General features: G+C 55.4%; 6 protein-coding genes. All 6 read left to right on the top strand.

What is annotated here, in order from left to right; all coding sequences use genetic code 11:
- Positions 1-16 precede the first annotated feature (16 nt).
- The 6 genes from WJU22_RS13015 to WJU22_RS12990 all read left to right on the top strand — a co-directional run bounded on the left by WJU22_RS13015 (position 17) and on the right by WJU22_RS12990 (position 16,536).
- Positions 17-592 (top strand): hypothetical protein, encoded by a 576-nt coding sequence (locus WJU22_RS13015; RefSeq protein ID WP_341843667.1) that lies wholly within the window; start codon positions 17-19, stop codon positions 590-592.
- Positions 593-1,085: 493 nt separating this feature from the next.
- A complete protein-coding gene (locus WJU22_RS13010; RefSeq protein ID WP_341843666.1) occupies positions 1,086-3,071 on the top strand; it encodes a DUF4135 domain-containing protein in 1,986 nt (661 codons plus the stop codon).
- Positions 3,072-3,578: 507 nt separating this feature from the next.
- Positions 3,579-5,549, top strand: coding sequence for a hypothetical protein (locus WJU22_RS13005; protein ID WP_341843665.1), 1,971 nt, complete (start codon positions 3,579-3,581; stop codon positions 5,547-5,549).
- A gap of 14 nt (positions 5,550-5,563) precedes the next feature.
- Complete coding sequence (locus WJU22_RS13000; protein ID WP_341843664.1) at positions 5,564-10,321, top strand: DUF6603 domain-containing protein; 4,758 nt, start codon at positions 5,564-5,566, stop codon at positions 10,319-10,321.
- Positions 10,318-12,471 (top strand): hypothetical protein, encoded by a 2,154-nt coding sequence (locus tag WJU22_RS12995; RefSeq protein ID WP_341843663.1) that lies wholly within the window; start codon positions 10,318-10,320, stop codon positions 12,469-12,471. Before WJU22_RS13000 ends, WJU22_RS12995 begins: the two co-directional genes overlap by 4 nt.
- A 3-nt stretch (positions 12,472-12,474) precedes the next feature.
- Entirely contained in the window at positions 12,475-16,536 is a 4,062-nt protein-coding gene (locus WJU22_RS12990) for a hypothetical protein (protein WP_341843662.1), read from the top strand.
- Positions 16,537-16,561 lie beyond the last annotated feature (25 nt).

The raw sequence follows: 16,561 nt of genomic DNA, 5'->3' as shown, positions 1-16,561 counted from the left end.
GTCCTTTCTTTGCAGCATGCAACAAATACAGGAACTCATCCAGTCGGGTCAAATAGAAACGGCCATCCGGGAAGCGGAATCGATGCTGGCGCAACTGCCGGCGTCCGGATTCCAGCAAGTGATCGGCAAAGACCTGCTGCACCTCCAGGCGCCGCTCACGGCGTATTTCAATCATTCCTGGACGTACATGACGGATGAAGAGGAGCTCGAGATCAAGGCGCTCTATCTCGAAATGAACAGTTTTACGACGCATTTCGACCGTTGGTTCCTGCACCTGCTGGCTTACGAATCCATCGCCAACCGTGAAAACCTTGACTGGCTGCAGGATTTCAGCGGGGAATCCGAAAAAACCCTCACCATCACGGGCTTCGAACCCCTGCAGGAAACCAATAAAAGATATATGGAAACAGAAGGTTTCCGCGACGATCAGTTGCGCGAGGCATGCGAGCTGCATGAATATCTCGTCATCCTCCGGGTACAGGAACTGGCCAAACATACCGTGGCCGCTGCCAAAGGAAAGGCTCCCTGGGCCGAAGTGCCCCTGTATGTAGCCGCGCATGATTATGAAGACATGTTGTACGTAGTGAAATAGTCTACCGTACATTCGACAACGCAATAGAAAAGGTATCCCACGGCATGGGGTACCTTTTTGATTTCACGCGAAACGATGCATCAACCTACGTTTCCGCTTACTGTTGTTTCTCCCCAAGCATACAAATATTTTCATTTCTCTGAAACACTTCACCATCCTGCGTTTCCGCTCACCTACTTTTATCCTCAGGCAATCAAAAAACATCATCGTCGGAAAATACTTTTGCTGAAATAAAATAATTAGTGCTAATTTCATACTGCCCTATTTTGACAAAATCGTCTAGCATTGATTGTTCAATCCTAAATATTTATTGAACCCGTAATTCATCATTCATCTTCCTGTCAGCGTTTCAGTATTGATAATTCATCACGTAGCCGTGCAGCGCATCGCGTGAAAACCGCATTTCCCAAACGGATGCAGGATTTTCAACCGTTTGCCCGGAGTGGATGGGCGCGTTGTACGTGTCATACATTGCTTTAAAACCCGTTTCGAAATGAACAGAACCCAATTAGAAGCTATCCTGAGGGCCATGGGCGTAACGCCGCCGGATGTGAACCGCGCGTCTTTGTACCTCGACTATCTGCAGCAGGCGCAAACGTTCTTCCAGACTACCCTGGCCGCCAATATCGGCGCGCCGAATTACAGTTTCGTGAGAACGGCCGTCAGGTCGGCCAACCTGCTGAATGAAATGGCAGCGATGTTTGACCTGTACATTGGCGCGGCGGTGGATGCGGCACTTCTCCTCAATGTTCCCAACAACGAAACGTACCAGCAATATTTTGATAACAATATCCTGACCCCAGGCTATCCGGGCACCCGGAACACCTTCCGGGGTATTTACACCGTTTCCACCAATGCGCTGCTGCAGCTGTACAATCATTTCACCGGCAATATCCAGCAGGCCTGCCAGCGCGTGTACGCCGACAGGAATGCGTTGGGCACTTTTTTCGATGAGCTGTCTCCCAACACGACGAACGTTGTCTGGGGGCTTTCGCGCATTAAATCGACCGGCTCGGATTTCCACAAAGGCGGCAAACAGGTGTTGATCTTTACATTAACGGTGGATGTGACCGAAGCCGCGGGCGACACCACCATGACCACGGACAAACGGATCGTGTACAAACCCAGCGACATCGAGACGGATTGCCTGCTGGCGGGCAAATCTGCGGTGATCAACGCCATCACGCCCGGGTTTATGACAGCCAGCCTGTTCGAAATATACAACACGCAACTGGCCGCCTACAAGCTTGCCAATCCCGCGTTTACCGGGCTGCCGGTAACGACTTACGGTATTCTGCCGCGCAGCTTTCAATCGGCACATGTCGGCGGGCCACCCCTGCCGGTGCGCGCCGCCTACGGATATCTCGAATATCTCAACAACGATCTTTCCGGCACCACCATCCAGTATAACGGCTACTTCCCTTTCGCGCAAAGCGATTACATGATCTTCAAAAGCCAGAACGCCGCCGCCATCACACAGGCTTTCTACCGGACGGAAGGCGCAACGGCCGCGCTGGCATGCAGCTTTTCCATTCAGGACCTCCACCTGGAAAACGTACGGGTAAAAGGGTACCTGCCTTACCTGATAGACATGGAAGTAAGCCTGGCGAAGGCTTCGAACAGCATTGAGTCGACGGTGCTCATCGCGAACGTGTTCGGGCTGGCGGCCGGCGGCATCAACGGGTTGTACCTCGATGCGCAGGAATTCGGATGGAGCACCCCTGCCCCCACCGCTTCAGGGGCAAACTGTTACCTCGACCAGGACTATGAAACAGTGTTCTATCAGAACCGTTTATGGACATGGTCCGGCACACGGAACAAGCAAAATGTGATGATCGATCAACCTTCGCTGCTGACGGGCTTTGCAGATGGAATGACGGTACTGGCGTTCGCGGAGCAGAACCTTGCTTTCAATGGCTGGTTCGCGCGGCTGAACAATGTTGTGGTGCGCTATCTCCCCTATCCTACTTCCTTTTTCAAGAACAGTTTCGTTACGCCGTATTACCTGAACCCCATGAATGCGACCGGCAATGCATATACGTTACAACAGCTCATCACAGGTGAGCTTACCGCGAAAGCGAACAATTATGTGCCTGGCGCGAACCCTGACTTCCTGTCGCTGGCGGGCGTGCAATGCCTGACCGACCTCCAGCAGGTGGATATACCGATTTACTATTACCGGATCGGCATGCAGGAAATCATCGACTCCAACGGCGCGCAGGTGCCAATCCCTGCCACGGTAACGATCAACAATGCCGCGCCGCCGCCGGCCACCGTTCCATTCCAGGTGGCGCCGGTGCTGGGACGGGCTACGTTCCTGGCCAACATTCCCACCACCACCATCGTATACCAGGCACAGGTATTTCCGTTGGCTAATCCGCCGGGCAACCCGGCGCGCTCATTGCTGCTAACGCCCACCATCACGAATGCATTAGCCGCAGGAGGCATGAATCCGCAACAGGTAATTCCCGTCAATTGAAAACCCGTTGCATCAGTTGAAAACTCAAACAAGTCGGACATCCGGCAACATACCTTTGCAGCAGCCGCAACCGGCCATGACAGGCAATTATAGAGAAATGTAAAAATATTTATAAAATATATTATTCATGAAAGACAGGCTATAAATGAAAGCTGTTTTTCACCGTACGAAAAAGCTGTATTCATGTACGAATTGAATTGTTAAGTTTTTATTTTTGCTAAAATACTTTTGTCGAAATAAAAGAAATAGTGCTACATTCATATCGCCCTATTTAACTGATCGTCTAGCCCTAAAATAGATTCATTGTAAAATCCATTAAACCCGTAATCAGTAATTCATCATTCATCTTCCTGCTGAGTTTTTATTGTGATCAACTAGTCACGTAGCCCTGCTATGCAGCTGGTACAACCAACATTCCAGGTACCCGGTGTTGGTGCACCATGGCTCATCTCGCGCAAACATGCGCCAGGTGTACGTGTCGCGTATTGTCCGAAAAACCTTATTGTTATGACATATCCTGAATTGGTCGCCGAACTGAAAGCCCTGCGCGTTACACCACCAGACAACTATCGCGCATCATTGTACCTCGACTATCTGCAAGATGCACAAACATTTTTCCGAACAACGCTGGCCACCAATCTCGGCGCAGCCAACTACAGCTTTGTGCGAACTGCCGTGAGATCCGCCAACCTCATGAATGAAATGGCAAAGATGTTTGATTTGTTTATCGGCACGGCGGTAGACCAGGCATTACGGCTCAACATCCCCAACAACCAGACGTACGAGCAATATTTCAATACCAACATCCTGAACAACTACCCCGCCAGCCGCCTGGCTTTCAGGAACACGTTCACGGTTTCCACCGGCGCGCTTCAATTGCTCTATAATCATTTTACAGGCAATATCGAGCAGGCGTGCCGGCGGCTGTATGCCGATAAAGCCCTGCTCGAAGCCTTCTTCGACGCACTGACGCCTAACACCATTAACGCCATACAGGAGCTGACCGCCATCCGGTCCACCGGTTCCGATTTCCACAAAGGCGGTACACAGGTATTGATCCTTGCATTTAATGTGGATGTTGTAGGATTGTTTGATTACAACCCGGTTACCGAAGTGAAAAGACTCGTGTACAAACCCAGCGATATTGAGGCAGACTGTCTGCTGGCGGGCCGGTCGGACGTTGTCAACGCCATTGTTCCCAGGTTTATGACGGCCAGTCTTTTCGAGATTTACAACGCACAACTGGCGGCTTACAAGACTACCCATCCCGGATTTACAGGATTACCCGTACCCGTCTACGGCATCCTGCCACGCAATTACCAGTCGACATATCTGGCCGGCCCGCCCCTGCCGTTGCGCGCCGCGTATGGTTACATCGAATACCTCAACAACGATCTGTCTGGCACGTCCATACAATTCAACGGATATTACCCTTTTGCGCAGAGCGACTACCTCATTTTCAAAAGCCAAAATGCCGCGGCCGTTATCCGGACGTTTTACCTCACGGAAGGGGCGATCGCCGCGCTGGCCTGCAGCTTTTCCATGCAGGACCTTCACCTGGAAAACCTCCGGGTGAAAGCGTACCTGCCGTACCTGATAGATATGGAAATATCACTGAACAAGGCTACCGACTCCATCGGCGCCACCAGCCTGATAGATGGTCTTGGATTACCGATAGGCGGGATCAACGGGCTCTTCCTGAATGCACAGGATTTCACCTGGGTAACCCCACCGCCGACTGCCACCGGGAATAACTGTTTCCTGGACCAGAAATACGAACCCGATTACAAGGAGAACCGGTTGTGGCAATGGGAAGGCATCCGCAACAAGCAATATGTGCCGATAGACCAGCCAGCTTTGCTGACGGGGTTTGCAGACGGCATGACGGTATTGCGGGCCGCGCAGCAAAACCTTGCTTTCGATGCCTGGTTCACCCGGCTGAACAATGTGGTAGTGCGATACATCCCTTACGCTACCGCGGAATTCAAGAATACCTATATCGCCCCCTACTACTTCAACCCATTAAATGCCACCGGCCAGCTGTACACGATGCAAACGCTCGTCAGGCGACAGCTTGAAGTGGATGCGCGCAATTACCAGGCACCCGACCTTCCGGACTTCTACGTACTGGCGGGCAACCAATGCCTGACCGACCTTTCGCAGCTGGACATCCCCATTTATTATTACCGGATAGGTATGCAGCAGATCGTTGATTCTATCGGCGCCCAGGTGCAGATCACCAACTCCGTGACGATAGACAATCCCAATCCACCCCCAGCTACCCAGCAGCTTCCCGTTACGTACGCCCTGCCTACCTTTTTTCCCAACATCCCGACCACTGCGATCGTCGACCAGCAGCAGGTACAGCCGTTGGGAGACGCGCGATATGCCGCCCGGTTGCTCCTGCTGCAAACCTCCATTACCAATTCGCTGCATGTTGAAGATGTAAGCCTGCACGAAGCACTTCCTGTTAACTGACAATTCACCTCATTATGCCCTCACTGATAGCACAGATCATCGAGAAAATGGAAGCCATCCCCATCCAGCCGAACGGGGACATGCTCATTACCCCGGCAGATTTCGGGCTGGATTTCATGGACACGTTCTTCCAGGATGTGTTGCAACAGGAAACGCTCCTGCTCACCAACGCCGAAAAACCCGCGCCCGGAGCGGATTCGGTGACCGTGAAAGGGACGTCGGGACTGCTGGGATATAAAACCCTCGCGCTGACGCTCACTTTCGATGTGCAGGAAGACCAGGTGGTAGGGGCCGTGGATGCCATATTCCCGGCCAGCTACACGCCTACCCTCCCCGTTTTAGACTGGATCACGGCGGGCAACATCTCCTTCAACAAAACGCTGTCGGAAAAATTCAGTCTGCAAAGCTTCCGGTTCAACCTCAACGTGACCAGCAAAGGCGTATCCGGCAGCGGCATTCCCATCGTGCTGCAAAGCGGTACGGGCGGCGACTGGCAGATCGGCATCGCCGAGGGTGGCGATCAAAACCTCACCCCGGCGGAAATCAGTTCCCTGCTGGCGGGGCAAGACATCACGCAGTTCCTCCCTTCCGTGCTGGCCGGCGCGCTCACCGGGATCCAGATCAACAGTTTCGATGTTTCGTACAACGTCAATATAAAATCCATCACTTACTTTACCATCGGCGTTTCCGTGACCAACGGCTGGACGATCGTGGACAAACAAATTCTCCTGCTACCGGGGCTCCAGGTAAACCTTACGCTCACCAAACAGGCGCCTGCCGCAAACTGGCAAACCACCGCCAGTGTAACCGGCACCTTCGTGCTGGGCGGCGTCAACGTGCCGGCGTACCTCGGCGCCAGCCTGGGAAGCACTACGGAATGGGCTTTCGGGCTGCAACCCGGCGAAAAGGTAACGTTGCCCAGCTTCTCAGACCTGCTCGCCCTGGCGGGCGGAACGGATTTCATGAACTCCCTGCCCGCAGGCTTAAGCAGTATTCCGCAAATCGATATCAACGCGCTGTTCGTCAATTTCAACGCCACCACCAGCGTGCTCACGCAATTGCAGTTCGAAGTGGCCACCGCTTCTTCCTGGCCCGTCATCGAAGGGTATTTTTCCATCACGAAGATTTCCATCGGGTTCAATATCTACAACCTCACCGACCCCCTCACGCGAAACGTGCTGGGCGATCTGTACGGTATTTTCGAGGTGGGGACGGGCAACTTCCTCCTGTGCGCGCTCCGGAAAACGGAGGATAACCCCGACTGGGCCATCACGGCCGGGCTCGCGCCCGGGAAAACGCTGAGCCTTACCGCCATCGCCATGCAGCTTTTCGAAGGAACGGTGACCGTTCCGGAAGGTGTGCCCGATTTTTCATTCTCCGTCCTCGAAATCGGCGTGGTGCCATCGGTGCAAAGCTTCCGGTTCGATGCGCAATCGGCCACCGTCTGGCAGATCACGAACAATATCGCCATCAACGTATTCAAGCTCCACTTCACCCGCGACCCTACCAACATCCAGCAACCGATACAGGGAAGCGTGGCCACGGTATTGCAGATCGGCAAAGTGGGCGTGGAACTGAGCGCGTCCATCAACAATACGCCCGAAGGCGGCTGGCAATTCAACGGCCGCACCAAAGACGGCGACCCCATCGTTATCGGCGACCTCATCTCGTATGTGGTACAGATGTTCGGCGTGTCCAATCCCCCGAAATGGATCCAAACCATCACGCTGATGAACCTGGCCGTCAGCTTCAATTCCACCACCAAAAACTTCTCCTTCGGCGCCACCGCCAAAATCACGTTCACCACCACAGAGCTCGCTATCAACGTGAAATTTTCGCTGGAAAACGAGGGCAACAACAATTTCAAGAACGTGATGTCGGGAGACATTACCCTCAAACATGTGTCTAACGGCGGCGAGTCTGTGTTCCACATCAACTTCACTTCCGGTACTACAGACACGCGGCTCACCGCCTCCTGGGAAGCCCTCACGCCTTCCGAATACCTGCAACTGGCCGATATCGTGGGCGCCTTCGGGTTCGATATGCCCACCGTTCCGGCCGGCCTCGACCTGGCGCTGAAAAGCGCCTCCATGATGTACGATTTCACTTCCAGTACGCTGGCTTTCTCCCTGGAATCCGCCAACTACGGAAAAGCGGTTTTCCTCGCCATGAAAAACCCCGCAGACCAGCAATGGATCTATTATTTCGGGCTGGCTTCCGACCTGGTGATCGATCTGGCCAACCTTCCCATCATCGATAAAGTCGCAACGCTGATACCGGCCGGCAAACTCGAAATCACAGCGGTGGACGTGAACTTCGTTTCCATCGTCACCACCAAAGCCCTCGCCACCACCATCAATAATCAGATCAAAGCCCTCGTGGCCGACCCCGCCGGCTACCCGCTGTTGCCCGAAGACGGCCTGAACGGAAAGGTTTCCTTCTCCATGACCGTCAACATCGGCGGCACGCTGTACCCGCTGAGCCTCGTCCTGGGCGGCGACAGCAGCAACGGCGCCACGATGGAACTGGCCGCGGTGGGAGATGATGCCGTGAAAGCGAAATGGTTCAACATCCAGAAGAATTTCGGGCCGTTATATTTCGACAAAATCGGTATCGGGTACAAGGATTCCCGGATTTACGTCATGGTAAACGTAACCGCCACCGCCAGCGGCCTCAGCATCGGCCTGAACGGTTTCGGCATCAGTTCCGCCATCAGTTCGTTCGACATCGCCTTCGCCCTCAGCGGTATTTCCATCACCTACAACAGCGGCCCCATCCTCGTTTCCGGCGGATTGATGGGCAGCTTCTCGCCCGTCAACCTCTATGGTGACATTCTCGTAAAAACGCCCGCGCTCACCATCGGCGGCATCGGCGGGTATACGGAAGTGGAAGGGAAACCGTCCATGTTCCTGTACGCCGTACTGAATTTCCCCATCGGCGGACCGCCGTTCTTCTTCGTGACCGGGCTTTCCGCCGGGTTCGGGTTCAACCGCAAACTGGTGATCCCCGACATAACCGGCGTGGCTACCTTCCCGTTCGTGGTCTGGGCCACGGGCGGCGGGCCAACGCCCGATCCTACCAAAGACATTGCCGCACAGGTGAACGGCGTGCTGGCAGACATCGTGCAGAAAGGCATCGTGGCCCCGCAGATCGGCAGTTCCTGGCTGGCCGCGGGCATCAACTTCACGTCTTTCGAGATGGTGAACTCCTTCGCCCTGCTCACGGTGATGTTCGGCACCAGACTGGAAATCGCGCTGCTGGGGCTTTCCCGCGTGGTGCTCCCTCCGGGAACGGGCGGCAGCACGGGCATTCCGGCTGTAGCGTATGCGGAACTGGCCATCAAGGCTTCTTATGTGGATGGGTCGGGAATGATTTCGATACAGGGGCAATTGACAGACAGTTCGTACGTGCTGGCCAAAGCCTGCCACCTGACCGGCGGGTTCGCGTTTTACTTCTGGTTCGGCGGCGATCATGAAGGCGATTTCGTGATTACGCTCGGCGGATATAATTCCAATTACACGGTCCCCGACTGGTATCCGAAAGTGCCCAGGCTGGGGGTTTCGTGGAAGGTGGACAGCCACCTCATGATCAAGGGCGCCCTGTATTTCGCGCTCACCTCCAACGCGATCATGGCCGGCGGGTTGATGGAAGCCGTATGGCAAAGCGGCGGGATCCGCGCCTGGTTCATTCTCCAGGCCGATTTCCTCATCATGTGGAAGCCTTTCCATTACGACATCGTCGCCAATACGGACATCGGCGCGTCTTTCACCGTCAACCTCCTTTTCACGAAGAAAACCATCACCATTCACGTTGGCGTTGGCCTGCATGTCTGGGGACCGGAATTCAGCGGAAAGGCCACCATTCACGTCACCATCATTTCCTTCACCATATCCTTCGGCGCGGGCAGCCAGAACAAGCCGCAGCAAATCGGTTGGGACGAATTCACCCGCGACATGCTTCCCCAGTTGCCGGCCGGCGCCAGCCAGGGCCTGCAAACCGCCAGCAATGCGGATGTATGTAAGATTTTGGTAGCCGATGGATTGCTGGCGCAACTGAGCGACAAACCCGGCGAACTGAACTGGATCGTGAACGCGGAAAAGTTCGAACTGACGACAGACGCCATCATTCCTTCGAAAGAATGGGATTTCACCAATAACAAAAACGATAAAATCAGCATCGTCATCGATCCTGACATACCGGCGCCGTTACAGAACACCGATTTCGGGGTACGGCCCGTGGGGCTCGACAGCTCCGCCTTCCAGTCGAAACAGGTCATCGAGATCATCAGCGACAACGGCGATTTGTCCACCTTCCACGCCACGCCCATTCTGAAAAACGTGCCGAAAGGTCTGTGGCAGAAAGTCAGCTTCAACCGGAACGGCAATCCGAATGTGGGAGACCCGTTGAACGATACTACGCTCAAAGACGTGCTCACCGGGTTTACCATGGTGCCGTACAAGGATTGTCCTGCCAGCACATTGCCCATCGACCTGCAATACCTGCAGTTCCGGCTTGACCCCGAGCTCCAGTATTTCACCTGGACGGAAACGTATGTACCGTTGACAGATGATTTCAAGGACGTAACCGTTTCCGGTACCATCATGGCCAACAAGGCGCAGGCCAACCGGCCCATGTTGCTGAGCGCCGTTACGGATTTGGGATTCGATCTGGACGTGCAGATCAACGTGGTGGAACTGGCAGACCCGGAAACCTATTATTTACTGGCCAGTCCGCTCTTCCGGTTATTGGGAGAAGAAAAAACTAAACTATGAAGAACACCACACCCGCGGAAAACGAGGTAATTTTTATCCAGTATGATATTCCGCCGCTGAAATCCGCCGAGTATACCATCACGGTGAAGCAGCAAACGAACCAGCAACCGGGAGAATTTTCGGCAAGCAGGAAATTCGCGGTTACCAGCGAACGGTTCTCCCTCGATCCGGACGATATCAATTCCAATTTCCCGCAAAACCTGGCCAACGGCGAATTCGGCGGAACGTTGCCGCATGTGCTGTTCAACCGCCGGATTCTGCCCTGGGAAAGAAGCAGTGTGAATGGCGATGCGGCGGCGCCCTGGCTCGCGGTGCTTTTGTTCGGCGAAGGCGAGCAGCCCGCTGTTGTGCGGGAAAAGGCGAAAGCCCTCGTGCCCGCGGGCACCGCCATCACCGTGGCGGGCTCCTCCATTACAGGCACCGGGACCATGCCCACCGGAACATTCTCCTACCCCGGCATGCAAAAACTGGATTACGGCGAAACACCCGACGACGATTGCAACATCATCGACATTCCCGCGGCATTGTTCAACCAGATCGCCCCCACGAAAAAAGACCTCCCGTTCCTGGCGCACATCCGGAAAATGCAGACGCTCGACAAAACGGACAACCTGGCGAAAGAAGTGGAAAACTTCACCGTGGTGCTGGGAAACCGCCTGCCGCAAAACGATGCCGACAACTACGCTTTCCTCGTTTCCCTCGAAAACTTCGGTGATTACCTGCCGGACGACGACGGCAAGAGCAATCTCCCCGCCGGCATTACCACCGTTCGCCTGCTCACTTACATCGACTGGAGCTACACCGTCAATTCCCGCGACGAAACCTTCAAAAGCCTTCTCGAGCACCTGAACAAAAACGAGCTCGACCAGCAGGGGCTTACCGTGCTGCAGGTGCCGTTCAAAGGCACGCCACCTACCACCGCCGCCGTGAAAGCCGCCCTGGACAAGCAGGCGCTGGGCACGCTGAGCCCGGCAGACGCTACCGTGCTGGTACAAAACGCCATTATGATGGGATATACGCCCCACGGGCATTCGCTGCGGCACAGCGGCCATACCGTTTCCTGGTACCGCAGTCCGCTCTTGCCGTACCTGGTGAAGGAAACGATCGAATTTCCCGTATCCTGCTCCGACGCCGCGAACCGGTACAATCCGGATACCGGGCTGTTCGACATTTCCTACGGCGCCGCCTGGCAGCTGGGGCAGTTGCTGGCGCTGCAGAACAAGAACTTCGCATCGTCGCTCTACAACTGGAAGAAAGGCTTGTACGCCTGGCAGGTGATCGAAGAAGAAAACGAAATCATCAAAAACAAATACCAGGGCATCGAAGCCTTCGGCGACGTGTTCGCCGCCAGGAGCGTGCGCATGGAAAAAGATATTTCGCCGCCGGAAGACGTCGTGAAATGGATGGCCAGGCTGAGCTTGCTCAATGGCGTGCCGTTCAACTATCTCGTGGCCGATGAACGGATGTTGCCGCCGGAATCGCTGCGGTTCTTCTACATCGATAATAATTGGGTAGACGCGTTGATGGACGGGGCTTTCAGCATCGGGCGCTCCACCACCGCATCCATGATCGTGGAAACGCCTTACCTGGCGAAACTGCGCGTCAACGCGAGAAAAACGGCCACGCAATTCCGGAAACGAAAGAAATCGTTGAAGGGATTCGTGAACAATACCGGTACCATCACCGGTTTCCTGCTGCGGTCTGCCGTGCTGAAAGGCTGGCCCGGCATGGAAATCACGGGATACGACGATGCCGCCGGCACTTCCGAGATCCAGCAGTTGCGGATAGAGCGCCTGTCGGAAGAAGTATTGCTTTGCATCTTCGACGGCGTGGTGCAAAGGGTTTCTATCCACGAACCGCCGGAGGCCCTGCATTCCGGCGTGGAAGGCGTATATCCCGATCTCTTCACCTCCCTGCGCGTGATCCAGGGCGGCGGAGACCCCGGCTCCGGGATCGACGGATATACGGCGAAGATCACCACCCGCAGCAACCAGCAAACCTTGCAGGTCAGCAAAGCTGCAGACGCCATCAAAACGGTACTGAACGCCCCGCCCCTCAGTGAAGGGATCACCGATTTCACCGCAGCGCAATTCGCGCTGGAAATGATCAAGGGGGTCGTAAAAGTTGATTTTCTCAATTCTAAAGCCTGACGTATGCCTCAAGCAGATAACGGACTGATCGTACCGGTGGATATCACCGCATTGTGCGTAGGAATCAAGGACCAGGAAGACGCAAACGGTACCAGCACCTTCGCGGGCGCTACCACCACGTTCATCAACCAGACCGGCATTTACGATGCCTTCCTGGGCTCCAACGTGGTGAGAAAGCTCACCGACGCGCCGCTCGACCAGTTGAAAAAAGGGGTCCACCTGCACTGGGCGCTCCCCGAAGCCCTCACCAGGGGCAACTATGACCCGGCGGCCAATCAAACCAATTTTGCCGTTACGCCCAACCGATGGCTGCTGAGCCGCATCATCATCACCAGCGGCGTACCTTCCCGCACTTCCTGGATCATCGAAAGCGACGGCCTGTACGACGCCGGCGTTCACCCGACCGATGCCGTGGTGACCCTGCCGGTAAAAACCCTCAGCGACAAGGAACAAAACTACCGGTACACGGGCATCTCCGCGCTGTTCACCACCAGCTGGAACGAACCTGCCGATCCCAACAGGTTCAAAGACCTCACGGGGCAGGACCTGAGCGCCGTTGCGAACGGCGATACGTGTTTCGCGGCCTTCTACCCGAACTCCAGGAACATCTTCGGCTTTTACGACGATATGGATAAACTCGATGGCCCCATCGATGTGATGTACCAGGTAACCGGCTGGTACAGCCAGCCTGTCAACGATCCGCTGAACGGCGGCAAAACGAAAGACCAGTTGCAAACGGCCTATGGGTGGACGTTCAAAGACAGTGACGCAACGCCGGTGTATTCGTTTTACAGCGGTTTGACGGAAGCCATCACCTGGAACGTCAAGACGAGTTATATCGTGGACAGTCCCAACCAGGGGCCTATTCCCGCAGCGGTTACCATCGGCAACAATCCATCGGAAACATTTTCCGCCTACTTCAAAAAACGGCTGCATCCGGATATCGATTTCTTCGAAGACCTGCTGAACGCTTTCCAGACGGGCATCCTGCCGATTTTCAAGGAACCGGAGCCAGGGCAGCTTTCGCTGCTGCAGGAACTGCTGCACGGCAAACAGTTCAATCCATCGGATGCCGGCATCACCTACCTCATCGTCCAAAAACCGGACGAAGACGATATCAACGACCCGGGGAACGACACGCCGGCCACCGATCTCCCGCTACAGATGGGCATTTCCCTGAACCAGCTGAACATCGTCCAGCAGCAATACGATTACTACACCGATTACGACACCCATTTCAAAGGTACGCTGTTCGGGAACTGGTACCGGTTGATGAAAGCCGATGACGATGGCACCAAAAACGAGCTGGACGCCATCATCCGCGCGCAGATCGGCTATTACGAAGACGCTATTTTCCCGAAACTCACTTCCCTGAAAAACGAGCTCGACGCACAGCTCAAACTGGTCAACGATCAGCTCGGCGCGCTCAACGAGGAACGCAGGATCAAGCCGCAGCTCGAACTGAAGGAAACCCCGGCCAGCAGGTACTGGCAGCCGAACGAACCGGTGCTCTTGCTTACTGCGCCGGAGTTCGCCGGCACGGCGCGCTTCAGCGTTACCGCCAGCGTAGATGCAGACGGGTACCTGATTTGCCGGATCAACGATCAACTGCTTTCATCCATCGTTGTCAATAACATCACCATCACGGCGGCGCAGTTCAACGCCATCGACCTGCCCGGGCCGAACAACTTACCGCAATCCGCCGTTTTCAACAGCCTCATCGAAGAAAGCTGCCTGCTGAACACCAACATCGTATCCAGCCTCACCGGCATCGCTGCCAACGTTTTGCAAGACAGTTTACAGGCTGCGCTGGATGGTGCGTCCCAATCCACCTATACCTTTACCGGCCTGCTGCCGGCGCCCAAAGCCGTGCGCTGGTGGAACGGCAATCCCTGGAACCCGATCATGGTGATCTGGGAAGCGGATTTTTCGCCGTTACAGCCTACGATGCAGGGAGAAAACCTCCAGCAGTACAGCGCCAACTTCTTCAGCAACAATTACGACGTAGACCAGAACGCCGGCGGTTTTATCACATATAAAGGCCCTTCCGACCCCACGCAGTTCATCGCCCATAACCGGGAAGGCTACAGCGGCTCCGCCATCCTCACGCTCAGCGCGGCCGACAGCTTTGCCAAACAACTGGCGGAATACCTGGAAGACCACACCGACAAAACCCTGCAAACCATCCTGGACGACCTCGGAACGGGCAAGTATGTTACCTTTTCCATCAACGGGTTCGGGAATTCGCTCATCATGCAGGACCAGGACCTGCAACTGAACGTCAAGGTGCCGGACAACAACCCCTACGCGCCACTGACCGAAAGCGTGAGCGACATCGTCGGGGATTTCTACAGCGTATCGCCCGAACCGAACGGATTTTATAACCCCATCCGCGCGGGGTACCTCAACGCGCGGCTCACCGCAGTAGACGTGTACGGCAACAAGCGCGAAATCCAGATTTCCGACCAGTGCTACGCCAATTCCATGATCAGCTGGTACAATGGCAAACAAATCCCGGAAACGGCGTTCCTGCCCCCGCGGATTTCCCAACCCTCGCGGCTGATCTTCCGGTGGCTGTCTGCCGATGGCGACCAATCCCAGGAAATGACCGTACATCCCGCCACCACACCCATTTGCGGCTGGGTCATGCCCAATCACCTCGACGCCAGCCTGTTTTTCTACGACCAGCAGGGCCACGCCCTCGGCACCATGTTCCTCGACGGCGACCACACCACCATCCTCTGGCAATCTGCCCCGGGCGACAACAAGACCATCAACCAGTCGGTAGCTTCCGTTTTTGCTTACCAGAATTCCGTTTTTGCGGCTTTCGCGGAAAGTCTTGCCACCAGTACGCCCGCCTTCTTCCTCGACTTCTGGACGGCGGTGGATTCCATGCATAATTTCGTGAACCCTTCCAGCTACGCGCAAAACAACGACCTGGCCGTGCTGATCGGCCGGCCGGTAGCCATTACCCAGGCCATGTTGCGGCTGGAAGCGGCGGGCAGTCCGGCGGCCAACCAAAGCTGGTATACGCTGGAGCCGGAAGACAACGGTTTCACCGGCGTGCAGTTCCCCGTCATCCTCGGCGACCTGGACAATATTGACGATGGTTTGATCGGCTATTTCAAACAGGGAACGGAGGGATACGATTTTTCATCCTTCTACAGCGAAGCCGCCACCGGCACCAATGGCGTCGTGAAGCCGGCGGCCACCAACTTGCTGGTGAACGTTTCCCCGAAAATCGATGCGCCCGACCCGGCCAACGTGATGCAGGACGCGGTGAAAGTCCTCATGCTGGTAGACCCCAGGGCCTCTATTTACGCCACCAGCGGCATTCAGCCCGTGATGACCATCGAGATACCGCCCGACGAATACACCGATATCGTCAGCACCCTCGAAATGACTTTCCTTACCACGCCTGTGCTGCAGGGCATTACCGGCTTCAACCTGCCGCTGCCCGCGGAAGAAGGTTATCAATGGAGCTGGGTGGAAGAAACGCTCGTGGCCGACAAGCCCGTCTGGGCCGTGGTCCCCGATATCAGCTTCACGACCAGCGAAGCCATCGCCGCCTACACGCCACAGGCCATCCGGGAAGGCTGGCTGCGACTCAATCCGCAGTTGCTCAGTTTCACGCTGCAGAACCCGCTGGGCCAACCGGTGGCCGTGCCGGGGCAGGACAATGACTTCATCCTTACCGTAAAAAACCGCAAGCCTACGGACATCACTTTCAAAGCCGGCCAGTTGCTACCCGAAGGCGACCCCAATACCGGCGCCGTTTTCTATCTCCATTTCGGCCAGCTGATCGGTGACGACAAAGTACCGGACATCGCGATCGCCCGCACCAGCTGGACGTTCAAATGCCTCAACAACCTGCAATACGGGAACTACTGGGCCTGCACGCCTTCGGCAGATACCGAACTGGCGCCCGGCGCGGAGATCACGTTCAACATCACCAAAGCGTTCGTTGCCGAAAACAGCGGACAGGTGCAGGTGTATGTCGATTTTATGGATGTAACGGGCGTCAACAACGGCACCGACGCATCGCTGCTGTCCATCATCCAATAAACTGTATTCCAAAACATTTAATACA

This window comes from Chitinophaga caseinilytica (assembly GCF_038396765.1).
Classification (GTDB): domain Bacteria; phylum Bacteroidota; class Bacteroidia; order Chitinophagales; family Chitinophagaceae; genus Chitinophaga; species Chitinophaga caseinilytica.
This window is presented reverse-complemented; position numbering and strand designations above follow the sequence as displayed.